The sequence below is a fragment of the Brassicibacter thermophilus genome, from assembly GCF_055378355.1.
The window spans coordinates 1,707,872-1,734,851 of record NZ_AP042446.1; the positions used below are offsets into that span (position 1 = coordinate 1,707,872).

Genomic DNA, 26,980 nt, shown 5'->3' on the forward strand with positions numbered 1-26,980 from the left:
TTATGAAAAAAGAGAAAAATAGAGGGTCCACATTGGTTATGTTAATATTTATAATGGGAATACTATCTATGCTTGGAACTGTTATATTGTCTGTTACTATTACTAATTATAAAATGAAAGTATTGCAGTCAAAAGACAAGAAAAATTTATATTTTGCTGAGTCAGGAATAGATGAGGCTTATGGTAAAATAGGACAAGTAGTTGATGAAGCTATAAGATATGGAAATGAAAAAGTTACTGAGTTTATTGAATCTATAGATTTTGATTTAGAAATTGCTAATTATGAATTAGGTATTAAGAGTCCATATGTAAATGAAGATGGTACTATTAATTATGCTGCCTTGGAGTCTGAACAGAATAAAATTTTTAAAGCTGAATATAAAAGATATATTGTTGACAATATAGAGTCTTATATAGATGAATTGAACGATATAGGTGAATTTGATGAGGGTAATAGAACTATTTCTTCTGTATTTGATAGTGACAAATTTATATTGAGTTTAACATCTGTATATGAGAAAAACGATATGAAAAGAGGCGTATCTACTGAATATGAGATAATAATTCCAGATTATAATAAACCGTATTATATAAAATCGAATGTAGTAAATATTCCTCAAAATGTTGTATTGAGTAAGGCTATATCTATAGAAGAAGATTTATTGTTAAAAAATGGCGAATTAAAAGTAGATGGCGATATATATGTAAAAGGCAAGGAAAAAGGTATAGCATTAGTAGAAGAAGGTGAAAAATTAGAGCTTGTTGGTGAAGTAGTAACAACTAAAAATTTATTAGTAGATTCAATGGAAGATAAAAAGAAAAATGTAAACTTAACTGGAAATGTATTTACGAAGAATTTATTGATTAGTAATAATACATCAAATTCTTCTGTTAATATTAATGGCTCTCTTTTTACATCTGACGATTTAGAACTTAATGGTAAAAAATCAAAAATAACTATTACAAATGGTTATTATGGTATCTCAGATGGTTCTAAATCTAGTGTTCCTGACAAGTCAAGTAGCATTGTAGTAAATTCTCCAGATTTAGGTTTAGAGGGAGGATCAAATATAAACATATATGGAGATATTTTATTGTATGGTACCTCATATATTAATACTTTAAAAGAAAAATATCAGACTGGCGAGTCTGTTTCTATAAAGGGGAATTATAAAGCTTATTCTTATCCACTAGATAATCCTGTTGACAAAAGGTATAAAGAAGATAACATCACATTTATGTACTATAATCCATTAGTTTTAGCACATAGTTTTGTAGATAATAGAAAAAAATTAGATATAAATGATAAAAAGCAGTATTTTATCAATTACGAGCAGCAATATGGAGATTTAAATTTAGGACAAGGTATAAATGTTGATAGTGATACAAAAAAAATAATTAGTACTGGAGTAGTACTTTCTAATGGAAATATTGTTAATAGTGTTAGTAGTTATTCTACTGATGAAGATATTATTAATTTTATTGTTGAAAAAGTAAACCAATTTGATAATACGATTAATCAAATGACCTCTGTTTCAAACCAAGTTGATTTTAATAAGATAAATTTTTATATAGATTACTCTAATGATGAACTAGTTTTATTTAATAATGATAGAAATAAAAAATATGCTTTAGTTGACGATAGTATAGATAATCAAAAGAAAAGTGAAATAAGCAATAATGGATATGAAATTATAGAAGTAGATAATAATAAAGCGATACGTTCAGTTATTATTTCAAATGGAGACATTCTTTTATATGGTAATGTTTCATTAATTGGTACTGTGATATCAAATGGTGGTCTACTCTGCGAAGGTACAGGGCAAAAAAGCGTTGAGTACAATCAGGCTTATGTAGCAAGAGCAATTGCTGAAAATAAAGAAAAAATTAAAGATATATTTAAGAATAATAGTGATAATTATTTAAGCATAGAAATTGATACTTCTATAGGAGAAGATGATAGCTTTGATTCAACAATAATTGGTGATACTCTTATAAAGATGAAGAATTGGAGAATTGATAAATCAATATACTAAATTCCTTTTAGGAGTGAAAAATGTGAAAAAGATAGATGAAAGAGGTTTTACATTGATCGAATTGCTCATTACTATTGGAATTTCTAGTATTGTTGTAATGCTTGTCTTTTCATTTTTTGCAAATAATGTAAAAGTATTTGATATACTTGAAGATGAGATGGAAATACAACATCAAGAGCAGTTTGTTTTAGACTTTATGACTGAAAGATTGATGCAGTGTAGTAGTATTAATCAAGTTAAAGATAAAGATAATAATAATGTGACTGATACTAGTCAAAGAGTAAATATTAAAAAGATTGTATTAAATGGAATTGAATTAAATGGAGAAATAGGAGGATATATATTTCAGTTGAATCTCAATTCTGATAGAAATTCATATGACCTAAAATATGGAATTTTGTCTTCTGGTAATTATGCAAATATGGAAATAGCAAATTATATAGATAAAATAGAAATTGAACCTGTTCCGACAAATTTAACTTATTCTAAAGCAAAAGGAATCATTTTATACATTTATGTTAAAAAAGGTGAAAGTTATGATGAGATTTCTACTCAAGTAACTTTTAGAAATAATAATAAGGAGGGAGAATAGTGAATTCTTTTAGTAGAAAAAGAAAAGCTTTATCAATATTGTTGTTAATAGCTATGTCTTTATCTATATTACCAGCAAATATATCTCAGGCTTCAGAAGAAAATAATTATTCAATTTGGCAATACTTAAACTTAGATAATATTGTTTTAGATAATAGGCTTAAAGTAGGTGAAGATTTTAAAATAACTTATAAGATAGAAGGAAATGATATTCCTGTTGAGGAAATAAATGAAAATTCGTATAAGAAGGAGATAGTCCTTGTTATAGATACATCAGGAAGTATGAACTATGATATTGAGGGAAAATATGTTAACAGCGATAAAAAGAAAAGGCTAAGTATAGTAAAGAAAGCAGTAAAAAATTTTATTGACAAGCTAACTGAAAATGACAATAAATTTTTAGATTATGATAACATTAGTATTGCATTGGTAACATATAGTGATTATGCAATAGCAAAAAAATATCCTCATGGTTTTTCTGAAAATTATGATAATGATTATTTTGCTACTTTAAAAGAAATTAAAGACCATGACGAATTTAATAATTCTTTTATAAATTCATTACATGCATATGGTGGAACAAATATTGGTGACGGACTTAGAAAGGCTTATTATTTACTAAAAGAATATGGTAATGATGATGCTGAGAAATATATAGTATTGATGACTGATGGAGAACCTACAAGCTTTAGTTTTGATTCTATTAAAGAAGGTAATTATGGTGACGATAATATAGGATATATTAAGAAGAAAAACCAAGATATTTATTATGATTATTGGGGTGTCAGTGATTTTTGGGATTGTTATGATTATAATTTTAACGGAACAATTAATTCTGTTGATTATTTTTTGAAAGACGAATTTGATCATAAGAAATATGGTGTTTTCTCAAGCAAAACTAATTATCAAACAGATTATAATGGCTTTGGATTAGAATATTCATCAATAATAGCTGAGATGATAGCTAATGATGATATGAACATCAATACATATATTATTGGATTTAGCAATGGAATAAATAAGGACAAGTTAAATAGCATAAATGAAGTTGTTTGTGGCAGTTATTGGGAGGCAAAGACTGAATCAGCATTAAATAATGTATATGAAGAAATAGCCGAGGAAATTAGCAGTAGTATAGTTATAGATGATGTAACATTTATTCAAAGTCTTCCTGAAGGAATTGTAGTAGTTAGTTCAGATAATACTGATATAGCCGAAAATGTTATAAAAAAAGATATTGGAAATATTATGTACAAATATAATCCTGAAAGTGAAAAATACGAAATTGAACCTCTAAATTTTGAGATTAAATATAAAGGAACTAATCCAGGTGATTTTATTATATTAAATAGCTACATAAGTTTTACTGATATCAATGGAGAAAAAGTTAGTTTAAAATTTAATCCTATATACCTTTCGCTATATGAATATAAAGCACCAATAAATGTTACAAAAACTATAGAAAAAGATAATTATTTAATAGGTGAAGAATTTTTAATAAATTATTCAATTGACCCGGGAGTAGTAACTAATGAAATTGTGGAAAACGAAGAAAAAAACATTAAAAAAGAAATTGTACTTTTATTTGACACATCTGGTAGTATGAATTATGATATTGAAGGTGATGAAACTGGATATTACAATAAAAAGAGATTAACTATAGCTAAAAATGCAGCTAAAGCTTTCATAGATAAATTAGTGTATGATGAAGATGGTGATTTTATAGGGAATAAGGATATCGATATATTATTAGTTTCTTATGATGATTATGGTTATTATTTAAATAAGATGAATTTAGCTGATTTGGAAGATGTTAAAACACTCAAAGATAAAATAGAAAATTTAAAAGTTCATCAAGGCTTCTATAGAGGCGGTACTAATATTGGAGATGGATTGAGAGAATCTTATTATGCTTTAAAGAAGTATGGTAGTGAAGAAGCTAAAAAATACATTGTTTTATTGACAGACGGAGAACCTACTTCTTATAGTTATAGATGGTATTATGATAATTATTATTTTGGGGATGGTAATTATAAACGAGACTATGATGTTAGAGGAGGAAGCAGTAGAAATTTAGAAGATGTCGATTATGCCAAAAAGGTAGCTGATAAACTGATATCCAACGGCGACCTTTCTATAGAAACTTTTATGGTTGGTTTTACTAAAGATGCAAATATGTATGATTTAAAAGATATAGCAAGTGAATGCAATGGATATTGTAAGACTGCAGAAGATGAGAATGCTTTGAATATTGTTTATGAAGAACTTGCTGTACAGATACAAAATGATTTGATTGTGCAAGACATTAGTTTTGAAGAGTTTTTTCCTAGTGGAATAGAGGGAATAGATAGTTCTGATATATTGAAGATAAGTGATAGAAAAGTAAGTGGTAATATAGGAAGTATAGTTTATAAATATGATGAAGAAACTAAAGAATATATAGCAAAGCCTATTAGTTTTTGGATAAAACTCAAAGGTTCGGAAGTTGGTAAATATCAACTTAGTAAAGATGATGAAGGTAATAATCTATCAATTATTAGATATACTGATTTAGGATTAAATGAAGAAACGAGGTATTTTCCTTCCTTGGATATTAATATAGTTGATGATATACCTGATGTAAAAATAATTAAACACGGTATATATGTAAATAATAATGTTGATGATAATTTAAAAAATTATTTATATAGGCCCGTTGAAAATATCGTAAGTATAACAAATGGATATAATATAAAAATGGGAGTAATAGTAAAATGTGATAGTATAGGTAATAAAAAGTTTGAGATGACTATTTTATCAACCAATAATAATTCAAAGAGTGTTAAAACTAATATAAATAATATTATTTCATATGGTATAGACGAGGGAAATTATTTACATAATTTAAATAATATAAAAAATATGAGAGAAAATGAAAATAGATGTACATTTGATATAAACAGTGATAGTAATTATGAGTATTATTTAATTACTTATGATTATTCTGTTAATGCTGAAATTATTGATTATTCAACTTTAAAGCTAGTAAATAGTGTTATTCTTTATGATAAAAAAGATAGTATAGGTATAGAAATTGTGGAATTACCTACAATTGATTAGTTGCTTTTTCAACTAAGGAAATTGCATAATAGATATTTTTCAGTTTTTTAACCTGTAGTTATTATGCAATTTCCCAAGCTATATGGTTAAAAGAGGTTATTGAAAAAGGGGGATTAATAATTGGGGAATTAAAAATGAATAGGGGTTTCACTTTTATTGAATTGATAATTGTAATAGCTATTTTATTAATTCTTATTCTTATTTTTTTCCCTAAAATAAACGCTGATGAAAAGATATTAATGATTAATGGTAGAATTTTATGGAATGACATAAGAGAAATTAGGTATATAAGGATGACTCAAGGAACACCAATAAAAATACTCTTTCCAAGAGATTGTAGTGATTATTATGTTATTACAAATGGAGATAACGTAATAAAAACTGTGCGTATGGATGAAAATATAGAAATATATCATAATTTTGATAGCAATAAAATAATGTTCTCTTTAAATGGTGCTCCTTCTTTAGGTTCAGCTGGTACTATAAAAGTTTTGAATATAAAAAGTAATAAATTTGTTGAAATAACAATCACGCCTGTTACTGGTAGAATATTATTAAAAGATAAAATATTTGAAGGATTTAAAAGTAACTAATAGAATATTTTATTAAAATAATTAATTTTTAGGGAAATAGAATTGAAACTACAAAATTACATGGAAACTCAATTTTTTACATAATAATTTTTTGATTTTTTTGGACCAATTAGTTATTTTATGATATTATATTGTAGAAATCATAAAAAAGACATATACCAGACAAATGACTAAATATACAATTATATTTAGTTTATATACTAGCATAAATTAAGACAAATATATTATAAGGGAGGATTTATAATGATTTCAGCTGGAGATTTTAGAAAAGGAATTACATTTGAAATGAATGGTCAGGTTTTTCAAATTATAGATTTTCAGCATGTAAAACCTGGTAAGGGAGCCGCGTTTGTTAGGGCTAAAATAAAAAACATAATGACTGGTGCAATAAAGGAGGTTACTTTCAATCCAAACGATAGATATCCAAAGGCGTATATCGAAACAAAAGAAATGCAGTACTTATATAATGATGGAGAACTGTATTATTTTATGGATACTGAAACATATGAACAATTACCTTTAAACTATAGCCAAGTAGAAGAAGCTATAAAATATGTTAAAGAAAATGATATAGTGAAAATTAGATTTTATAAAGGAAAACCATTTGATGTAGAAGCACCAAACTTTGTTGAATTAGTTGTTACCCACACAGAACCTGGCGTAAAAGGAGATACTGCTACTGGTGCAACTAAACCAGCTACTGTTGAAACAGGTGCAACTATAAATGTTCCACTTTTTATAAATATTGGAGATAAAATAAAAATTGATACACGAACAGGTGAGTATTTATCTAGAGTTTAGGAAATAATAATTATTAATTAATATTATAAACGGAGGAGGGTCAAGTAAATGGATTATTTGTATGAAAAAGTATCATATCTGAAGGGATTAGCTGAAGGTTTAGAAATAAGTGAGAACAGTAAAGAAGGTAAATTATTACTTAGTATTGTTGATACTTTAGAAGACTTTGCAGATTCTATAAATGAACTAAATGACCAACATGAAGAAATGTCAGAGTATGTAGAATGTATCGATGAAGATCTTGCAAATGTTGAAAACGAGATATTTGATGAATATGAAGACGCTGAAGACTATGACCATTGTAATTGCTGTGATGATTTAGAAGAATATGATGATTACGATGATGATATAGAATTTGATGAATTAGATGAAGATAATAAAGAGTAAGAAACTAAAAAAAGGTGCTATAGCATATGCTATAGCACCTTTTTTTAGTCTTTTAGAAAAATCATATTTAAACTTATTTATTAAATAAAAATTTATTTTGTAAGCATATTATTTAATGGACTTCATAGTTATAAATATAAGGAGGGACATGTCATGAGAAAAAAAAATAATGCTAATATACAAAAGGGTGAAAAATCAACAGATAAATATGCTTTTGATAATGTTATACAGTATATTGATTCTAAAATTAGCAAGGTGCTTATAAATATTCCCTTAGAAATGAAAAAAAAAATTGAAGAAATAAGGTTAAGAGTAAATAGCCCACTAATGGTATCTTTAAATGGATATGACTATTATGTTAACTATGATGGTAGTATTAGTTATGATGAGAAAGATTTAGTTATTGTTTCAAGAGAAAATATTTTAACAACATTTAACCTTATTAGCAATTATTCTGTATATGCCTTGGAAGAAGATATAAAAAGGGGTTTTATCACAATAAAGGGAGGCCATAGAGTAGGGTTAGCTGGCAAGATAGTTTATGGAGACAAAGGTCTAGAAACATTAAAAGACATAACCTCTTTAAATATCCGAATAGCTAAAGAAAAAATAGGAATTTCAAGAAAAATAATAAGATACCTAATTAATGGTACAACTATTTATCATACTCTTATTATTTCTCCTCCACAGTGTGGTAAGACTACTTTGCTTAGAGATATTGTAAGATATATAAGTGTTGGAGATCCTGCATTAGGATTTAAAGGATTAAAGGTTGGAGTTGTTGATGAAAGGTCAGAGCTTGCTGCAACATATATGGGGGTTCCGCAAAATATGTTAGGTCCTAGAACTGATGTACTTGATGGGTGTAGAAAGGAAGATGGAATAATAATGCTTATTAGATCTATGTCACCTCAAGTTATTGCTACTGATGAACTAGGAAGTAGTGAAGACATAAAGGTAATACATGAAGCATTAAAAGCTGGCGTAAAAATATTGTCGACAGTTCATGGAACAGATATAGAAGATGTGATGGGAAAACCAAATATGAGAAAAATTATAAAAGATAAAATTTTTGAAAGATTTATTATATTGGATAATTCACGGGGAGTAGGGACTGTTAGAGATATAATAGAAGGTAAAAGTTTTAAATCCATTTATCTTGAAAAGGAGAAAAAATATGTATCTGATAAAAATAGTGACTTCAATAGTTATAATTACAAGTTCTAGTATAATTGGTTTTTTATATTCACGAAAATATTATAACAGAGTTGAGAGTTTAATATATTTACAGAATTGTATTCAACTTTTGGAAACAGAGGTGTTATATTTAGCCACACCTCTTCCTGATGCTTTAGAAAACGTTTATAGGAAAGGAAATAAAAAAGTATCATATATTTTTAAACAGGTTAAAGATTATTGGCTAACAGAAAGAGAAACTGGATTTTTTATTTGCTTTGAAAAAACGTTAAATCAATCAATGGATAAAATTAGCTTAACTGATCAGGATGTAGAAATATTATTAAGTTTAGGAAAAGTTCTAGGGGTGACTAATAGGCATGATCAAGAAAAGTATTTTAAAACTACTTTAGAACAGTTAAAATTACAGCAAAGAGAAGCTGAGCTAAACAAAGAAAGAAATGAAAAAATGTACAGAAGTTTAGGAGTCTTGGCAGGATTAACAATTGTGATTATTTTGTTTTAAGAAAGGAAGATTATGATGAACGTTGATTTAATATTTAAAATTGCTGGTATAGGCATATTAGTTTCAGTATTACATACTGTTTTATCTAGATCAGGGAAGGAAGAATACGCATATCTTGCAACACTTGCAGGAGTTGTAATAGTTTTAACTATGGTTATAAAATTAATAAGTAATTTATTCGATAACGTAAAAACAATATTTCAGCTTTATTAATGGGGATGTTTGCAATGGAAATTATGAAAATAGTTGGATTGGGCATTACTGCAACTGTATTATCTATTATTCTTAAGCAAAAAAAACCTGAATTTGCTGTTCAATTAAGTTTAGTAGTAGGTATTATAATATTTTTTATAATTATGCCGCAACTAGAATATGTTATAAAAACACTTAATTCTTTGTCTGAAAGAGTAAATTTAAAATTTGTTTATTTTTCAAGCATTTTAAAGATAATAGGAGTAGCATATATTGCTGAATTTGGAGCACAGATAGCAAGAGATGCAAATGAAAATGCAATAGCATCAAAAATAGAATTAGGTGCTAAGATTATTATAATGACTTTTGCGTTACCTATATTAACTGCTTTACTGGATTTAATAGTTAAAATAATACCTTAAGGTGTGAAAAACATGTTGAAAAAAATTTTAATTTTTTTAATTATAATAATTATAGTTTTTGAGTTTAATTTGATATATGCCCAAGATTTAGAAGATACTGATGAATATAAAGATAAAATAATTGAAGAGCAAATGAAAAATATCAAAATTGATGAGCTTCAAAAAATAATTAGAGATGTGAATTCTTCAACTAAGAATTTTATGCCAAATATAGATTTTGATTCTATTTTAAAATCTTTATTAAAAGGTGAAGAGTTTATCAAAGGAAGTGATATATTAAATGGAATTTTAAAAATATTTTTTTATGAAGTTATACAAAATGCAAGTATTCTTATTAAAATATTAATATTGACTATAATATGTAGTATTCTTATTAACATTCAAACTACTTTTGAGAATGATTCAGTTGGAGAAATAGCTTTTTTCATTTGTTATATAGTATTGATTGGGTTTGCACTAAAGAGTTTTACAAATGCAATGGATGTTGGTATAGAAACTATAGATAAAATGGTAGTGTTTATGCAAGCTTTGTTACCAACATTAATAACATTACTTTTGATTGTTGGAGGAATAACATCATCAGCTATTTTTCAACCAATAATTTTAGGAACTATTAGCATTGTAAGCACTTTGATGAAAGATTTGATAATTCCTTTAGTATTTTTTTCTACAGTTATAGGTTTGATAAGCAATATATCACCTAGAATTCATGTAACGAAATTATCAGGGCTTTTAAGGCAAATTTCTATTGGTATAGTTGGGATTACTTTAACTATATTTATTGGAATAATATCAATACAAGGTTTAACAACTGCTAAAGTCGATGGTGTATCAATAAAGACGATGAAATTTGCAGTAGATAAATTTGTTCCTATTGTAGGCAAATTTTTATCAGATGCTATGGATACAGTAGTAGGATGTTCTGTATTACTAAAAAATGCAATAGGTATGATTGGAGTAATAATTTTATTTTTAATAACTCTTATACCAGCAATAAAAATAATTGCTTTAATTTTTTTATACAAGCTAGGAGCAGCATTTATTGAACCTATATCTAACAAAAGGATAGTATCATGTTTAAGTGAAATTAGTAATTCACTTGTAGTACTACTTGCAGTTGTATCGTCTGTAGGAATGATGTTTTTTATTGCAATAACAATAATAGTTAGTGCAGGAAATATGACTATATTGTTTAGATAGGAGGATAAAATGATAGAATTTGTAAGAAGCTGGGTAATAGAAATAGTTGGTGTAATAATATTTACAACTCTGTTTCAGATAATCATTCCTAGTAGTAGCATGAAAAAATATATAAACATGATTATAGGATTGTTGATAATTTTAGTTATTATGAATCCATTCATAAAAATTTTAAATGATAATATAGATATAGAGAAAACAATGTTTGCTAATATTACAGAAAAAAATTATAAAATTAAAAATACAACTAATGAAGATTTAGTTAAATTGCAGCAAGAACAAACTATTAATTTGTACAAGGAAAAAATAATTACTGAAATAAAGAATTTAATTGAAACAAACACAGATTATATTGTTTGTGATATAGATTTAGAAATAGAAGATGATGTAAACAACAAAGATTTTGGGAAATTAAAATTTATTCAAATTGATATCAATGAAGCTTATAAAGATGATGAAAATAGCATTAAAGTAGAAAAAATAAATTCTATACATATAACATCAAACAATAGAGAAGATTTTAATAATAGTATACCAGTAGAATCAACTAAAATAAAAAATTTATTATATCAGAAATATGGTTTATATGAGGGTAATATTCAGATATATATTATTAAAAAGTAGGAGGACAAAATGAACTTTATAAAAAAATTTGAAAAGTATTTTGAAGAAGGTGATTATAAAAAACAGTTAACAAATTTGTTTATCATATTAATCATAAGCTGTATAATACTTGTATTTATTAGTTCGTTCAATGAAAATGAAGGTTATAACCAAAACAACGATAGCAATTCTTTAAATGTTTCTAATGAAAATTATTCAAGCACTAAGTTTGATTATTCTACTACTCTAGAAAGTAAGTTAGAGAATATTTTGAGTCAAATAAAAGGTGCAGGAAAGGTCAAAGTAATGGTTACTATAAACGACTCTATAGAAAGAATACCTGCCATAAATACAAACAAAACACAAGAAAAAACTATTGAAAGAGATTCTGAAGGCGGAACAAGAGAAATAACAAGAGATGAAGTATCTCAACAAGTTGTTACAGAAAATAATAATTCAATGGCTATAATTAAAGAGGTCAATCCTCAAATTAATGGTGTAATTGTTGTAGCTGAGGGAGCAGAAGATATAAATGTTAAAGAAAAACTATATAATGCAGTTAAAACTGTATTGGGTATTTCAGGCAATAAAGTGGAAGTATATTCAAGTAAATAGAAGGAGGTTAATTAAATGTCAAGAAGAAAATTAGCCACATTAATATCTCTGATTATTTTATTAGTTTTTATAGGATATATTAACAATAGACTTACAAATGAATCATTACTTGAATCATCTAATGAATATCAGAAACATGAAGAAATGGAGTTAGCGAAGATGAATTATGATGACTCAGTAGAAACGGTATCAGAAGTTATTGATAAAGATGATTTAGAAAAAGATATAAAGATAGTTGATAGTAAAGAAAATGATGTTGTAAAACTAACAAATACTGTCAATAATAGTATAGAGGAGGAAATTACAAAAGAAGAAAATATGAAAGATTCAAGTTATTTTATTGAATATAGACTTTCTAGAGATAAAATGAGAGCAAATTTAATAGAAAGATTAAAAGAGATAATCAATAACGATAAAACGAGTCAAAGCATTAGAGATGATGCACAAAAAGAAATTATAAGAATAGGAAATATTGCTGAAAAAGAATTAAGCATTGAAGGATTAATTAAAGCTAAAGGATTTGAAGATGCTTTGGTATTTTTAACTAATGAAAGTGCTAGGGTTGTGGTTTCTGTAGATAATCTAAGTGAGCAAGATGTAATGAAAATACTAGAAATAGTGAAAAATGAAACAAGTATTGAAACTTCAAAGATAAAAATAATGAAAAAGCTTTAAAACAAAGGCAATGTTTATGTTTGTATAATTTGAGTTGATTTGGTATAATGTACTTGTATAATTTATATTTACTCAGGAGGTGTTGCATGTTGAACGAGTATGTTGATAAAGAAAATGATATAGAATATGGTCAAATAAAAATAGCTGATGAAGTAGTAGGTATAATTGCTGGACTTGCAGCTACAGAAGTAGATGGAGTTGCAGGTATGAGTGGCGGTATAGCAGGTGGAATTACTGAAATGTTGGGAAGAAAAAATTTATCTAAGGGCGTTAAAGTTGAAGTTGGAGAAAAAGAAGCTGCTATTGATTTATATATAATTGTTGAGTATGGGGCTAAAATACCTGAAGTAGCTTGGAATATTCAAGAAAATGTAAAGAAAGCAGTTGAATCAATGACGGGATTAAATGTTATTGAGGTAAATATAAACGTCCAAGGTGTAAATATAGAAAAAGAGCAAAGTGATGTAGAACAACAAGTAAGAGTTAAATAAATAATTTACCCTCTGATATCAGAGGGTTATTTAAACATTTAGGGGATGGTGTTAATAGATATGAAGTTATTTGATAGAGTTATCCTTACGATTTATACATTTTGTTTGGCAATAGTTTCACTTATTCTAATATTATTTCCTTTTAATATTAAAATGTTAAATATGGCAAATGTAAATTTCTATTTGACTCAAATTAAAGGGAATTATTGGTATTCGTTGATTGGACTAGCCTTTTTTTTAGTTAGTATTAGATTTTTAATAACAGGGTTTAAAAGAAAAAAAGAAAATTATATAATTCGGCATACAAATTTTGGAGAATTGAGAATATCTAGTGCTACTGTTGAAGGTTTAGCTAACACTGTTACAATTAATCAACAAGGACTAAAAAATATTAAAACTGATGTTGAATTGTACGATGAGAAAGTTATAATAAATATTAAGGGACAAGTAAATCCTGATATAAATATTCCAGAAACTGTTGTAAATATACAAAATAAAGTAAAAGACCATGTTGAAAAATGTACTGGATTGGAAGTAAGTGAAGTTAGGGTAGAAATTTTAAATGTAGTAACACCAACTAAAACAGTTAAATAAAACGGTAAAGGGTGTTTTAATGTGTTTAAAGATAGACTTTTTAAATTTTTTGAAAAACACCAATGGAAAATTATTTGCAGCTTTATTGGTTTTGTTATAGCTGTTGTAATATTGATAATTGGTTTTTTCAAGACATTATTTATTACCTTGTTTATTGCTGGAGGATATTATTTAGGGAAAAAGATTGATAATAAAGAAGATATTGCTGAAATATTAGATAAAATACTTCCTCCTGGGAAAATTAAATAGTGTGTTTAATTTATAATTGAATAATATGTAAGGAGGAAAAACATGGGAAGAAAAGTTGCTAGGATTGCTTCAATGAAGTTATTATATCAGATGGAAATAAATAAAGATTTTTCAAATGAAGCAATTGACGTTTTTTTTGATAATAACAAATTTACAGAAGATGAAAAAAAGTATATATTAGAGACTATTGATTCTGTTATAAAAAATATTGAAGAAATAGATGATATTATTGAAAAATATTCTAAAAAATGGAAACTAAATCGCATTGCTAAAGTAGATTTAAACATACTTCGCATAGCGATAAATGAGATAGGTTATAGAAATGATATTCCAATTCAAGTTTCGATAAATGAAGCACTTGAAATAAGTAAAAAATATAGTACTGAAGAATCTTCTAAATTTATTAATGGTGTCTTAGGAAGTTATGTAAGAGCGGAGAAGATTATAAATGAATAAGTATTGTATGGGAATAGATACAAGTGCATATACTACTTCAATAGCAATAATAAACCAAGATAGTGAAGTTATTGTGGATAAAAGAATTGTATTAAATGTGAAGAAGGGGAAACTAGGATTAAGACAGCAAGAAGCAGTTTTTCAACACATAAATAATTTACCACAAATTATATCATATGCAGAAAAATATGTAGATTTAAAAAAAATAAAAACAGTTTCAGCTAGCACAAAGCCTAGAAATATTGAAAATTCTTATATGCCAGTGTTTAAAGCTGGGGAAGGATATGCTATAACTATTTCAAAAATATTAGGAATAGAGTTTAAAAGATTTAGCCATCAAGAGGGACACATAGCTTCAGGAATTTTAAATTCCGAGATGAATGATGATGAACCTTTTTTAGTTTTACATATTTCTGGAGGCACAACTGAACTTTTGTACGTTAAAAATACTAAATACAATTATGATATTAAAATTATAGGTGGAACTAAGGATATAAGTGCTGGTCAACTAATCGACAGAATAGGGGTAAAAGCAGGTTTAGAGTTTCCATCTGGAAAAGCTATGGAGTATTTATCTCGCAATGGTAATTGTTTATCTTGTTCTTTACCAATTAGTTGTTCAGGAAATTGGACAAATTTTTCTGGAGCTGAAACTTATTTTAAAAAAATAATTGATAGTAAAACTTATAATATAAATGATATAGCTAAAAGTGTTTTTTATGTAATAGGTTGCAGTTTAGCAAATATAATTGTAAATTCTTTGTCTGACCTTTCTGTTAGTAATATTCTTATTATTGGTGGTGTAGCTGCAAATTTATATATAAGAGATATTATCCGTAATAAGTTAATGTATAAAAATATCAAAATATATTATCCCCAAGTAAAATATTGTACTGATAATGCTGTAGGTATAGCATATTTAGGTCTTACTAAAAACAAATTATAAGAAAAGGCTGCGGAGGAAACTTTATGAATTCGATGCCAATAAAAGTTAGCCAGGTTACTCAATATATTAAAAAGTTATTAATTAGCGATCCTATTTTACATAATATAGAAGTAGAAGGAGAAATTTCAAATTTTAAGCATCATTATAGTGGACATATGTATTTTACATTAAAAGATGATAAAAGTACTCTTAAGTGTATAATGTTTAATAATAACTGCAATAAATTAGATTTTATACCTAATGATGGTATGCATGTGGTTGTTTCGGGATATATTTCTATATATGAAAAAAGTGGAACATACCAACTTTATTGCAAAGATATAAAAAAAAGAGGAATTGGCGAGCTATACGAGAATTTTGAAAAGCTTAAAAATAAGCTTCAAAGTGAAGGATTATTTGATAAAGATAAAAAGAAACCTTTACCTTATATCCCTAGGAAGATTGGAGTGGTAACTTCATCTACTGGTGCAGCTGTTAGAGATATTATATCTGTAATAAAAAGAAGGTTGCCTTGTGTAGATATTATTTTGTATCCGGTATTAGTCCAAGGAGATAAAGCTCATTATGAAATATGCGAAGCATTAAATTATTTAAATTCTAGAGATGATATAGACGTAGTCATAATTGGTAGAGGCGGAGGTTCTATAGAAGAATTATGGGCTTTTAACGAAGAAGATGTTGCTAGGGCAATTTACAACATGAAAATACCAGTTATATCTGCTGTTGGTCATGAAACTGATTTTACTATAGCTGATTTTGTATCAGATTTAAGAGCCCCTACTCCGTCTGCAGCTGGAGAACTGGTAGTTCCTGTAATTGATGAATTAAATGATAGAATTGACACTGAATTATGGAAACTTAACGTTTCATACTCAAATTATATTAATAAAAAAAGAAATAAATTAGATAATATTAAAAATATTATTTCGTATAATAATCCTATAAGTAGAATTAATGAAGATAAGAAAAAAATAGACAGATTAATAAAAGATTTAGTTAGAAATATACATACAAAAGAGAATAATCTTTATAAAGATTTAGAAAATCTAGTTGGAAAGCTCAATTCTCTTAGTCCACTTTCTGTTATTTCCAGGGGTTATTCTATAGTATTAAATGAAAGTGGTCATGTTATAAATAGTATTACTAAAGTCAAGAATAAAGATAAAATTACTTTAATGTTTAAGGACGGAGAAGTAAAAGCAACTGTTCAAGAAATAATATTGAGAAGGGAGAAGATAAATGATAGATAATTTAGTGAATAATGATAATCTTTCTTTTGAGGAAGCTATAGAAGAATTAGAATGCATTGTAGATAAACTCGAAAATGAAAAATTAAATTTAGATGACTCATTAAATTATTTTCAAAGAGGAGTTGAACTTTATAGGTTTTGCTACAAAAAACTGAATGATGTTGATGGTAAGATAAAAAAGATTTTAAAAGATGATAATGGTAAAATAATGGAAATTGATTTTGATGTAGATGTATAGGAGGATGGAATGAACTTAAGAAAAGAGTTAGAAAAGGTTAGAAATATAATTGACCAAGAATTGCTTAAATCTTTGCCAAAAAAAATCAGTTATGCTGATAAAATATTTGATTCTATGCATTACAGCATTTTTTCAGGAGGTAAAAGATTAAGACCTATTTTAACTTTAAAAACTTATGAATTATTTAAGAATGATTTTAAAGAAGCGATTCCTTTTGCTATTAGCATTGAAATGATTCATACATATTCTTTAATTCATGATGATTTGCCTGCAATGGATAATGATGATTATAGAAGAGGTAAGTTATCTAATCACAAAATATATGGGGAAAATATTGCAATTTTATGTGGTGATGCACTTTTAAATTATGCTTTTGAAAATATGATAAATTATATATGCAAAAAGCAAGAAGAAGGAACAAATATAACTCCTTACTTAAAAGCTATGAAAAAAATAAGTGAAGCGGCTGGAGTATATGGAATGATAGGAGGGCAAACTGCAGATATATTATATCAAAGAAATAATATTGATAAGAATATATTGTCATATATTCATAAAAATAAAACTTCGGCTTTAATAGAAGCATCTATATTGTCTGGAGCTTATTTAGGTGAATGTGATGAAGATACTTTAAATGCATTAACTGAGTATAGTGAATGTTTAGGACTAGGATATCAAATAAGGGATGATATATTAGATAGAATTGGAGATTTTAACAAATTAGGGAAAAAGATTGGAAGCGACGAAGTAAACAATAAAGCTACATATTTATCAATATATACTATTGACGAAGCTATAGAAATGACTAAGATTTTATGTAGAAAGTCTATTGAAGCTATTCAGAAAATAAAAAGTAAAGATGTCTCTTTTTTCAAAGATTTATCACAATATCTAGTATACCGAGAAAATTAGCAAAATATTACATATATTATGCTATTAGTCTGCAATAGTGAAATTTTGTTTTTAATTTTATAATATTTGAAATAAGATTATTAGTATGGTATAATATATTTCTAGCTTTGAGTGGCACAGTATTCTAGTCAGTGATGTTATTCCTGAAGGCGGGGCTAAAAATCCGTCAAAGGGCATATCGATGAAGTTCCTGGTTTCGGCTTTCAACGCCCAGTTGAGGGTCGTTTCTGGGAGTAAGGGGGATGGGGCGATCCACAACGGCATGTGGGCGATGACCCTGCCCTCGTGGAGACCTATTTTAATTAAATATTTAATTAAAATAGGATTAACCTGCATTGTGGCGTAAGCTACTTGCAGCGTAGCCTGCCTTGAGTGAAATAGGCGGATGATAGTTGTAGCTTAGACTTCTATGGGCCCATAGAAGGAAGAGTTTTGCTATCGAAACCTATTTTGCAAAAGAGGCTAAGGAATAACGTAACTGTTGAGGAAAACTCCTAGACTGTTTCATCAAAGAAGGGTGTATTAGGGATTACAGTGCGGACTAAGTGGTAATCTAGCCCTACCTATGGCGACAAGGTAGAGATAAGGTTAAAGGGAAACCGCTGATATGGCGACATGCAGTACTTATCTGGGAAATCCTGCTAGACCTTAAGCCGTAAGATTTACCTAATATACCGCCACTCAATTAGGCTGATAGCATACGCTATCAGCTTTATTTCTATTACTTATGGAGGGATAATTATTGAAGAAGGCAAAACAAGATAGTATTGTTGAAGGGCGGAGTTATAAAAAAATTTCTAAAAGGAAATATAATCATAAATGGGTTTTTATTATTACTTTATGGACATTTTTCTTAGCAATAGTTGTAAGTGTTATTACTGAAAGCGTTATGAGAAGTTTTAATATAATCTTAGCATTTATTACATTGATTGCTATTATACTTTTAGGAGTATTTTTTGATATTATAGGTATAGCAGTTGCTGCATCAAATGAAAGATCTTTTCATTCTATGGCAGCTAATAATGTTAAGGAAGCAAGATATTCTATTAAAATTATAAGGAATGCTGGTCCTGTATCTAATTTTTGTAATGATGTAATTGGGGATATTAGTGGTATAATTAGTGGAGCTGCAGGAGCTATCATTGTTTATAAGCTTATTAATATATACGGTTTTACAAATGGCACAATGTTGAGTGTTATTGTCACAGCTTTTACTGCATCACTAACAGTAGGAGGAAAAGCACTTGGTAAAGAAATTGCTATAAATAGTTCTGAAAAAATAGTTTATTATGTCGGAAAAATACTTATGTTTATCGATACAAAATTAAAAATAGATTTGATTCCAGATATAAAATCTAGCAATAGAAACAGAAGGAAGAGGTGATCTTCTAGGTGTATTTAGAATATATTAATGATATTAAGGATATAAAGAACCTTAATGTAGATCAACTAAATGTGCTGGCTAATGAAATAAGAAATCTAATAATTAAAGTTGTTTCAAAAAATGGTGGGCACTTAGCTTCAAATTTAGGTGTTGTTGAATTAACTTTAGCTATTCATAAAGTATTTGATAGTCCAAAGGATAAAATAATTTGGGATGTAGGTCATCAATCATATGTACACAAGATAATTACAGGAAGAAGAGATAAATTTAATACCATTAGACAATTTGGAGGATTAAGTGGGTTTCCTAAGAGAAATGAAAGTTATCATGATATTTTTGAAACAGGACATAGTTCAACTTCTATTTCTGCTGGACTTGGTTATGCTTTGGCTAGAGATATAAAAAATGAAAAATTTAATGTTGTTTCAATTATAGGTGATGGAGCGCTTACTGCTGGTATGGCGTTTGAGGCATTAAATCAAGCTGGTGATATAGGAACTAAACTAATCGTTATATTAAATGATAATGAGATGTCTATTTCGAAAAATGTAGGAGGACTTTCACGATATTTAAATAGGATAAGAACAAAACCTTCATATTTTAAAGTTAAGGAAGATGTCGGTTCATTATTAAATAGTATACCTAAAATTGGCGATAAAGTTTATAAGACAGCTGAAAGGGCTAAAGATAGTATAAAGTATTTTTTTGTTCCTGGAATGTTCTTTGAAGAAATTGGGTTTAAATATCTTGGACCTGTTGATGGACATAATATTAATGATCTTATAGATATTTTCGATATAGCAAAAAAAATCAAAGGTCCAACACTCATTCATGTTATAACAAAAAAAGGTAAAGGTTATAAACCTGCGGAAAACAATCCAGATAAATATCATAGTGCTCCAAAATTTGATATAAAGACTGGTAAGATTAAAAACAAATCCATAATTCCAAGTTATTCTGATGTTTTAGGTGATACATTAGTAGAACTTGCAAATAAGGATGAAAGGATTGTAGCAATAACTGCTGCAATGCCTACGGGAACTGGCTTGTATAAATTTAGCAATAAATATCCTAATAGGTTTTTTGACGTGGGAATTGCTGAGCAACATGGAGTTACACTTGCAGCTGGATTAGCTGCAAACGGAATGAAACCATATTTTGCAGTCTATTCTACATTTCTGCAGAGAGGATACGATCAAGTTCTTCATGATGTATGTTTGCAAAACCTTAATGTTACTTTTGCAATAGATAGGGCGGGATTAGTAGGTAATGATGGTGAAACTCATCAAGGTGTTTTTGATCTCTCTTATTTGTCGCATATACCAAATATTACAATTATAGCTCCAAAAGACAAAAAAGAATTTATCAGTATGTTAAAATTTACAACTGAATATAATGGGCCAATTGCTATAAGATATCCAAAAGGTAAATGTGTAGATTTACCATGTAGTAATAATTCTGCTCAAATAAAATATGCTAAAGGTGAAATACTCAATATAGGAAATAATATAGCAATTATTGCAGTTGGTAAGATGGTTCAAATAGGGTTTGACGCATTAAAAATGCTAAATAAAGAAGGTATTAATATAACTCTTGTAAATGCAAGGTTTGTTAAACCATTAGATATAGAACTGTTAGAAAAAATAGCAGAAAATCATAAGATAATCATAACAATGGAAGACAATGTGAAAATTGGAGGATTTGGAAGTGCAGTAAATGATTTTTATATCGAAAGAAAATATTCAGGTAAAATAATTAATATTGCATATCCTGATATATTTATTGAACATGGTAGTATTGATCAATTACTTGAAAAATACAATATGGATGCTAAAAGTATAGCTGAATTAGTGAAAAAATATTGTTAAATGAGGAGATATCATGATAACAGAAAGAATTGATGTTTTGTTGACAAAATATAACTTTGCTGAAAGCAGGGAAAAAGCAAAAAGATTAGTTATGGCTGGAGTAGTATTTGTTAATGGGCAGAGAATTGATAAACCTGGAACTAGGGTATCTGTGGATTGTGATATAAAAGTAAAGAATAACCCTATTCCTTATGTAGGTAGAGGTGGGCTAAAGTTAGAGAAGGCCCTTAGTGAGTTTCAAATAAAATTAGAGAATAAAGTTGCTTTAGATATTGGAGCTTCTACAGGAGGATTTACTGATTGTATGTTGAAAAATGGTATAAAGAGAGTGTATGCTATAGATGTAGGATATGGTCAGCTAGCATGGAAATTAAGAAATGACGATAAGGTTATATGTATGGAAAGAACTAATATCAGATATGTGAAGAAAAGCGATATTGGTGAACTTGCTGATTTTGCATCAATAGATGTATCTTTCATATCACTAAAGTTAGTTTTACCTGTTGTAAAAGAATTATTAAATGATAATGGAGAAATAGTATCACTAATAAAACCTCAATTTGAAGCAGGAAAGGAGAAAGTAGGTAAAAAAGGAGTGATTAAGGATATTAATGTACATAGAGAAGTATTAATAAATTTTGTTAATTTTTGCAAATCTATTGATTTAAATGTCATTGGATTAACATTTTCGCCTATCAAGGGAGCAGAGGGCAATATAGAATATTTGGCTTATATAAAGAAAAATAACATAGATTATTTTAAATATGATAATGAAGAATTAATAAACAATGTAGTTAAAAGATCTCATAAAGAGTTATGATTTATTAATGAGTGAAGGGGATAGATATATGAAAAAGTATACTAGACAAATGAAGATATTAGAACTTATTCAAAATTATGAAATAGAAACTCAGGAAGAGCTAGCAGATTATTTAAAAAAATCTGGTATCGAAGTTACTCAGGCTACAGTTTCAAGAGATATTAGGGAATTAAGACTTGTTAAAGTTATGTCAAGTAGCGGTAAATATAAATATGCTGCTATGGGACAAAGCCAAGAAGGTACTACTGATAGACTCATTAAGATATTTAAAAACTCCATAATTTCTATAGATGTTGCAGGGCATATATTAGTTATGAAAACCTTACCAGGAGCAGCACAGGTTTCAGCATCTGCAATTGATGCACTTAATATTGATGGAGTTATAGGAACTATTGCTGGAGACGATACTATTTTTGTTGCTATAAATAATAGTGAAAAGCTAAGAGATATTTTAGATAAATTTAAAAAGCTACTTAATTAAGTGGAGGGTTTATTATGCTCTTAGAGCTTAGTATAAAAAATTTTGCTATAATAAATAAATTAACTGTATCTTTTACTAAAGGCTTAAACATAATAACTGGAGAAACAGGAACTGGAAAATCAATTATAATTGAAGCATTAAGTCAAGTATTAGGGGAAAGAGCAACAAAAGATTATGTTAGAACAGGGGCTAATAAAGCAGTTATCGAAGCATTATTTTATTTGGACAAGAATCAAAGTGAAGTAATCACTATATTAAATGATTTCGGTATAGATATGGAAAAAGATAATACTTTGCTTTTGATTAGAGAAATATATGCTTCAGGACGAAGTACTTCAAGAGTTAATGGTAGAACAGTAACAATTAGCATGCTTAGCAAATTAACAAGCAAGCTTATAGACATTCACGGTCAACATCAACACCAATCTTTATTAAACAAAGCAAATCATATAGATATTATTGATTCTTTAGGTAACGAAGATCTTGTTAGATTAAAAGAAAAAATAAAATTAGAATTTAATGAACTTCAAAGGCTAAAAAATAAGTTGAAAGAGTTTAATCAAAATGATATGGAGAGAGAACGGCAAATTGACCTTTTAAAATTCCAGATTGAAGAAATAGATGGTGCTAAATTAAATATTGGTGAAGATAAAGAACTAATTGAAGAATATAATATTATTTCAAATAAAGAGGAAATTGTAAATACTTTAGGAGAAATAAAAGAAATTTTGGGATCTGAAAATTACAATAATAGGTCAGTATTAGATGAAATAAATTATTGCATTACATTAATTTCAAAAATTTCTAAATATAATAATGATGTAAAAAACTTTGAAGAAATTATAAAATCTTTATCTTATCAAATACAGGATTTATTAAGGGACTTAAGGCATTTTTATGAATCTTTAGAATATGATAGAGAAAGGCTTGCTTTTTTAGAAAATAGAATTGATATAATCAATAGATTAAAAAGAAAATATGGTGGTAGTATTGAAGAAATATTAGAATATAAGGATAGATTATGTAAGGAAATGGAGTATCTGGAAAATAGTAAAGAAGAAATTTCTAAAATAAATAAAAATATAAAGAACTCAGAAGAGAAACTTAAAATTTTTTGTAGTAAGTTAACAGAAGCAAGAAGAAAGATTGCAAAACATGTTGAAAATAAAATTACCCAAGAATTGTCTGATTTAAATATGAAGCATATTAAGTTTAAAGTTAGATTTGATCGTACTGAATACTTTACTAGCAGTGGTTGGGATAAGATTGAATTTTTAATTTCAACGAATTTAGGAGAAGATTTGAAACCTCTATCAAAAATAACTTCAGGTGGGGAAATGTCAAGAATAATGTTAGCTTTTAAAAATATTTTGGCAGATGTAGATAATATATCTTGCTTAGTTTTTGATGAAATTGATTCTGGAATAAGCGGACGTACAGCACAAATTGTTGGTGAAAAAATCAAAAAAATTTCTAAAACTCACCAGATAATTTCTATAACACATTTACCACAAATTGCATCTATGGCAGACACTCATTTTTTGATTGAAAAAACAATTATTGATAATAATACTATAACAAGTGTTAAAAAATTAAATTATGAAGAGAGAGTGGACGAGTTGTCTAGGTTGCTCGGAGGAGCAAAGTTAACTGAAACTACTAAACTACATGCTAAAGAAATGCTTGATATAAATAAATGAAATAATTTTAGTTAATAAATGGAATATTGAATTTTATTTACAATAATTAAATATTTAATTATTGTAAATAAAACAAAAAGAACCCTTATTTCAAATAAGGGTTCTTTTTGTGTGCTATATTTAGCAAAATAATATTTAAGTTTACAATTATATTAAATTTTATATAGAATAAATAATGCTCAAAAAGGCTAAATTAAAATAAACAAGAACATTTTATTAGGAGGTGAATAAAGTTCTATACAAAAGTAGGAGCGTGATTTGCTTTTGAAAAATATATATTATAAAAGTAAAAGAATATTATTATTTAGCATTATAGTATTATTATTAATATATTTTATTGAAATATTTGCTATTGTTTCTTATCCTACGCAAATAAATGTATTAAAAGGGCAGAATAAAAGTTTAAATATTATATTTCCTTTTACTATAGATATCCTTAATAATGACAATATTATTGATGTTAATAACAGTCTTAACCAGAAAATATCTTTAGGATTAAAAAAAACTTATAAATTTAATACAATTGATAATGGTATAGCAAGTGTTGAATTAAAGCTGTTAAATTTAATTCCTATCAAAAACATACAGGTAAATGTATTAGATAATATTTATTTAATGCCAGGTGGTAATTCAATAGGTGTTAAACTAAATACAAAGGGAGTTTTAGTAGTTGCTCTTTCAGAAATATGTGATGTTAATGGTAATAAAGTGAGTCCGGCAAAGGATGCTGGAATAAAAGCCGGTGATATAATTATTAGCATTAACGGCGAAAAAATAGTAGATGCAGACCATGTAGTTAAAATATTAAATAGTATAAAGGATAATAAAGTAGAGGTAGAAGTTCAAAGGAATAAGATAAATTTTTCTACATTTGTTACTCCTGTAAAATGTAAGGAAGACAATTTTTATAGGTTAGGAGTTTGGGTAAGAGATAAGATAGCTGGCATAGGTACTCTTACTTTTTATGACGAAAACACAAATAAATTTGGAGCTTTAGGACATGGAATTACAGATATTGATACAGGCTCGTTATTAGAAATTGAAGATGGCAAGATAATGAAGGCTAGGGTTTCTTCTATAGAGGTAGGACAAAAAGGTAAACCTGGAGAGATTAGGGGTATTTTTTTTGAAACAGAAGATACTCTAGGTGAAATAGAAAAAAATAGTGTATTTGGAATATATGGAAATATGAATGCAAAAATTGAATATAACAAAATGTTACCAATAGCTTTGCAAAATGAAGTAAAAGTAGGGAAAGCCTATATTTTGACAACTATAGAAGATGATAGCATTGATAAATATGAAATAGAAATAATAAAAGTAAACAATCAAAAAGAAGCTGATCAAAAGAGCATGGTTATAAAAATAACTGATGACAGGCTTTTAAAAAAAACTGGTGGAATTGTTCAAGGAATGAGTGGTAGTCCTATAATTCAAAATGGTAAGATTGTTGGCGCAATAACTCATGTATTTGTAAATGATCCCACTAAGGGATATGGTATATATATAGAATGGATGCTAAAAGAAGCAGGTATATCTATAAATACTAAAAACAGAATGTAACAGTAGATTTATATTGTTACATTCTGTCTATTTATTTAAGAAATATTTTGTTCTAATCTTAATTTGTCTGCAACCATAGCAATAAATTCACTATTAGTTGGTTTACCTTTGTCAGTATGAATTGTGTATCCAAATAAGTTATTAATGGTGTCAACTTTTCCTCTACTCCATGCAACTTCTATAGCATGTCGTATTGCTCTTTCAACTCTACTTGAAGTTGTATTAAATTTTTTAGCAATTGATGGGTAGAGCTCTTTTGTAACTGCACTAAGTAAATCCATATTTTCAACGACCATCCCAATAGCTTCCCTTAAATATAGATAACCTTTTATATGAGCAGGCACACCAATTTCATGAATTATATTTGTTATTTTAGCTTCCATACTTTTAGTGCTATTATTACTATTAACATATTGAAGAGGATTTTCTGAATACTTTCTATTTAGAATAATGTCTGGTAAATAACCAGCCATTTGTCTTATTCTTTTCATAAATATTTCAAAATCAAAAGGTTTAACTACATAATAATTTGCACCTAAAGCAATAGCTCTTTGAGTTATTTTATCTTGCCCTACTGCTGATAATACAATAGTTTTGGGAAATTTAGATAATTCCATGGAGTTTAATTTTTCTAATACACCAAGTCCATCTAAATGAGGCATAATGATATCTAAAATTAAAACATCAGGTTCCTTTTCTTCTAATAACTTTAATGCCTCTATTCCGTCTCTAGCGACACCTATGACATCAATATCATCTTGACTTGAAAGGTATTCACATAAAATATTGCAAAAATCTTTGTTGTCATCTGCTATTAACACTTTAATTTTTTCTGTGTTCACAAAATTACCCCCCTGTAAATAAATTTCTATTTTTCTTCTATAATGGATTTATTCGACAAACCTTCAAATATTCCTGCTTTATTTCCTTAAATTAGAATGAATATATTTATATTTTATACTTCTCATTATCAAATAACAAATCTTTTCAATATTATTAGATAATATGTATAAAGCTGTTCAAGTATATTACTGCTAATTAAAAAAAATAACAAATAACATTATTATTTATCAACTATTTACAAATAATAAGCTTAAAGATAAGTTGGAGGT

General features: G+C 27.4%; 30 protein-coding genes. 28 read left to right on the forward strand and 2 right to left on the reverse strand.

Annotated features, from left to right (window positions below):
- The first annotated feature begins 2 nt into the window (after positions 1 to 2).
- From ACZ41D_RS08040 to ACZ41D_RS08145, 22 genes are all read left to right on the forward strand, one after another.
- Positions 3 to 2,036, forward strand: a complete 2,034-nt coding sequence (locus ACZ41D_RS08040; RefSeq protein ID WP_464150920.1) for a hypothetical protein — start codon at positions 3 to 5, stop codon at positions 2,034 to 2,036.
- 22 nt (positions 2,037 to 2,058) lie between these two features.
- On the forward strand, positions 2,059 to 2,628 hold the full coding sequence (locus tag ACZ41D_RS08045) for a PilW family protein (RefSeq protein ID WP_464150921.1): 570 nt from the start codon (positions 2,059 to 2,061) through the stop codon (positions 2,626 to 2,628).
- Positions 2,628 to 5,726 carry a VWA domain-containing protein gene (locus ACZ41D_RS08050; RefSeq protein WP_464150922.1) on the forward strand — a complete coding sequence of 1,033 codons (3,099 nt, stop codon included), beginning with the start codon at positions 2,628 to 2,630 and terminating at the stop codon, positions 5,724 to 5,726. Before ACZ41D_RS08045 ends, ACZ41D_RS08050 begins: the two co-directional genes overlap by 1 nt.
- A gap of 134 nt (positions 5,727 to 5,860) precedes the next feature.
- A complete protein-coding gene (locus ACZ41D_RS08055) occupies positions 5,861 to 6,319 on the forward strand; it encodes a prepilin-type N-terminal cleavage/methylation domain-containing protein (protein ID WP_464150923.1) in 459 nt (152 codons plus the stop codon).
- 243 nt (positions 6,320 to 6,562) lie between these two features.
- Positions 6,563 to 7,120: an elongation factor P gene (efp, locus tag ACZ41D_RS08060; RefSeq protein ID WP_464150924.1), complete on the forward strand. Its 558-nt coding sequence runs from the start codon at positions 6,563 to 6,565 to the stop codon at positions 7,118 to 7,120.
- A 48-nt stretch (positions 7,121 to 7,168) separates the two neighbouring features.
- Positions 7,169 to 7,507: a CD1247 N-terminal domain-containing protein gene (locus ACZ41D_RS08065; RefSeq protein WP_464150925.1), complete on the forward strand. Its 339-nt coding sequence runs from the start codon at positions 7,169 to 7,171 to the stop codon at positions 7,505 to 7,507.
- A gap of 153 nt (positions 7,508 to 7,660) precedes the next feature.
- Positions 7,661 to 8,734: a stage III sporulation protein AA gene (gene spoIIIAA, locus ACZ41D_RS08070; protein WP_464150926.1), complete on the forward strand. Its 1,074-nt coding sequence runs from the start codon at positions 7,661 to 7,663 to the stop codon at positions 8,732 to 8,734.
- Positions 8,685 to 9,209 carry a stage III sporulation protein SpoIIIAB gene (spoIIIAB, locus tag ACZ41D_RS08075; protein WP_464150927.1) on the forward strand — a complete coding sequence of 175 codons (525 nt, stop codon included), beginning with the start codon at positions 8,685 to 8,687 and terminating at the stop codon, positions 9,207 to 9,209. Before spoIIIAA ends, spoIIIAB begins: the two co-directional genes overlap by 50 nt.
- A 15-nt stretch (positions 9,210 to 9,224) precedes the next feature.
- The gene (spoIIIAC, locus tag ACZ41D_RS08080) at positions 9,225 to 9,422 is read left to right on the forward strand and encodes a stage III sporulation protein AC (protein ID WP_464150928.1); all 198 of its coding nucleotides are present in this window, start codon (positions 9,225 to 9,227) and stop codon (positions 9,420 to 9,422) included.
- Between the two features lie 14 nt (positions 9,423 to 9,436).
- The gene (spoIIIAD, locus tag ACZ41D_RS08085) at positions 9,437 to 9,823 is read left to right on the forward strand and encodes a stage III sporulation protein AD (protein WP_464150929.1); all 387 of its coding nucleotides are present in this window, start codon (positions 9,437 to 9,439) and stop codon (positions 9,821 to 9,823) included.
- A 12-nt stretch (positions 9,824 to 9,835) separates the two neighbouring features.
- Entirely contained in the window at positions 9,836 to 11,023 is a 1,188-nt protein-coding gene (gene spoIIIAE / locus ACZ41D_RS08090; RefSeq protein WP_464150930.1) for a stage III sporulation protein AE, read from the forward strand.
- Between the two features lie 9 nt (positions 11,024 to 11,032).
- Complete coding sequence (gene spoIIIAF / locus ACZ41D_RS08095; RefSeq protein ID WP_464150931.1) at positions 11,033 to 11,647, forward strand: stage III sporulation protein AF; 615 nt, start codon at positions 11,033 to 11,035, stop codon at positions 11,645 to 11,647.
- A gap of 9 nt (positions 11,648 to 11,656) precedes the next feature.
- Positions 11,657 to 12,241 carry a sporulation stage III protein AG gene (locus tag ACZ41D_RS08100; RefSeq protein ID WP_464150932.1) on the forward strand — a complete coding sequence of 195 codons (585 nt, stop codon included), beginning with the start codon at positions 11,657 to 11,659 and terminating at the stop codon, positions 12,239 to 12,241.
- A 15-nt stretch (positions 12,242 to 12,256) separates the two neighbouring features.
- Positions 12,257 to 12,916: a SpoIIIAH-like family protein gene (locus tag ACZ41D_RS08105; protein WP_464150933.1), complete on the forward strand. Its 660-nt coding sequence runs from the start codon at positions 12,257 to 12,259 to the stop codon at positions 12,914 to 12,916.
- Positions 12,917 to 13,002: 86 nt separating this feature from the next.
- Positions 13,003 to 13,407 carry an Asp23/Gls24 family envelope stress response protein gene (locus tag ACZ41D_RS08110; RefSeq protein WP_464150934.1) on the forward strand — a complete coding sequence of 135 codons (405 nt, stop codon included), beginning with the start codon at positions 13,003 to 13,005 and terminating at the stop codon, positions 13,405 to 13,407.
- A gap of 60 nt (positions 13,408 to 13,467) precedes the next feature.
- Complete coding sequence (gene amaP, locus ACZ41D_RS08115) at positions 13,468 to 14,001, forward strand: alkaline shock response membrane anchor protein AmaP (RefSeq protein ID WP_464150935.1); 534 nt, start codon at positions 13,468 to 13,470, stop codon at positions 13,999 to 14,001.
- Positions 14,002 to 14,022: 21 nt separating this feature from the next.
- Positions 14,023 to 14,250, forward strand: a complete 228-nt coding sequence (locus ACZ41D_RS08120) for a DUF2273 domain-containing protein (protein WP_464150936.1) — start codon at positions 14,023 to 14,025, stop codon at positions 14,248 to 14,250.
- 42 nt (positions 14,251 to 14,292) lie between these two features.
- Positions 14,293 to 14,706: a transcription antitermination factor NusB gene (nusB, locus tag ACZ41D_RS08125; RefSeq protein WP_464150937.1), complete on the forward strand. Its 414-nt coding sequence runs from the start codon at positions 14,293 to 14,295 to the stop codon at positions 14,704 to 14,706.
- Entirely contained in the window at positions 14,699 to 15,652 is a 954-nt protein-coding gene (locus tag ACZ41D_RS08130) for a hypothetical protein (RefSeq protein WP_464150938.1), read from the forward strand. The genes nusB and ACZ41D_RS08130 overlap by 8 nt, the downstream gene beginning before the upstream one ends.
- Before the next feature lie 23 nt (positions 15,653 to 15,675).
- Entirely contained in the window at positions 15,676 to 16,902 is a 1,227-nt protein-coding gene (xseA, locus tag ACZ41D_RS08135; protein ID WP_464150939.1) for an exodeoxyribonuclease VII large subunit, read from the forward strand.
- A complete protein-coding gene (gene xseB / locus ACZ41D_RS08140) occupies positions 16,892 to 17,140 on the forward strand; it encodes an exodeoxyribonuclease VII small subunit (RefSeq protein WP_464150940.1) in 249 nt (82 codons plus the stop codon). Before xseA ends, xseB begins: the two co-directional genes overlap by 11 nt.
- Positions 17,141 to 17,149: 9 nt before the next feature.
- Complete coding sequence (locus tag ACZ41D_RS08145) at positions 17,150 to 18,052, forward strand: polyprenyl synthetase family protein (RefSeq protein WP_464150941.1); 903 nt, start codon at positions 17,150 to 17,152, stop codon at positions 18,050 to 18,052.
- A gap of 57 nt (positions 18,053 to 18,109) precedes the next feature.
- Here ACZ41D_RS08145 and ACZ41D_RS08150 read toward each other — a convergent pair whose 3' ends face one another.
- A complete protein-coding gene (locus ACZ41D_RS08150) occupies positions 18,110 to 18,388 on the reverse strand; it encodes a hypothetical protein (protein ID WP_464150942.1) in 279 nt (92 codons plus the stop codon).
- Between the two features lie 406 nt (positions 18,389 to 18,794).
- Here ACZ41D_RS08150 and ACZ41D_RS08155 point away from each other — a divergent pair, with 406 nt between their 5' ends.
- The 6 genes from ACZ41D_RS08155 to spoIVB all read left to right on the forward strand — a co-directional run bounded on the left by ACZ41D_RS08155 (position 18,795) and on the right by spoIVB (position 25,868).
- On the forward strand, positions 18,795 to 19,436 hold the full coding sequence (locus tag ACZ41D_RS08155; RefSeq protein ID WP_464150943.1) for a hypothetical protein: 642 nt from the start codon (positions 18,795 to 18,797) through the stop codon (positions 19,434 to 19,436).
- Positions 19,437 to 19,444: 8 nt separating this feature from the next.
- Positions 19,445 to 21,304 (forward strand): 1-deoxy-D-xylulose-5-phosphate synthase, encoded by a 1,860-nt coding sequence (gene dxs, locus ACZ41D_RS08160; RefSeq protein ID WP_464150944.1) that lies wholly within the window; start codon positions 19,445 to 19,447, stop codon positions 21,302 to 21,304.
- Positions 21,305 to 21,317: 13 nt separating this feature from the next.
- On the forward strand, positions 21,318 to 22,124 hold the full coding sequence (locus ACZ41D_RS08165; RefSeq protein ID WP_464150945.1) for a TlyA family RNA methyltransferase: 807 nt from the start codon (positions 21,318 to 21,320) through the stop codon (positions 22,122 to 22,124).
- A 28-nt stretch (positions 22,125 to 22,152) separates the two neighbouring features.
- A complete protein-coding gene (locus tag ACZ41D_RS08170) occupies positions 22,153 to 22,605 on the forward strand; it encodes an arginine repressor (protein WP_464150946.1) in 453 nt (150 codons plus the stop codon).
- A gap of 14 nt (positions 22,606 to 22,619) precedes the next feature.
- The gene (gene recN, locus ACZ41D_RS08175; RefSeq protein ID WP_464150947.1) at positions 22,620 to 24,305 is read left to right on the forward strand and encodes a DNA repair protein RecN; all 1,686 of its coding nucleotides are present in this window, start codon (positions 22,620 to 22,622) and stop codon (positions 24,303 to 24,305) included.
- A gap of 264 nt (positions 24,306 to 24,569) precedes the next feature.
- Positions 24,570 to 25,868: a SpoIVB peptidase gene (gene spoIVB, locus ACZ41D_RS08180; RefSeq protein WP_464150948.1), complete on the forward strand. Its 1,299-nt coding sequence runs from the start codon at positions 24,570 to 24,572 to the stop codon at positions 25,866 to 25,868.
- A gap of 35 nt (positions 25,869 to 25,903) precedes the next feature.
- On the opposite strand, the gene spo0A is transcribed toward spoIVB, so the two are convergent.
- The gene (spo0A, locus tag ACZ41D_RS08185) at positions 25,904 to 26,710 is read right to left on the reverse strand and encodes a sporulation transcription factor Spo0A (RefSeq protein ID WP_464150949.1); all 807 of its coding nucleotides are present in this window, start codon (positions 26,708 to 26,710) and stop codon (positions 25,904 to 25,906) included.
- Positions 26,711 to 26,980: the final 270 nt, after the last annotated feature.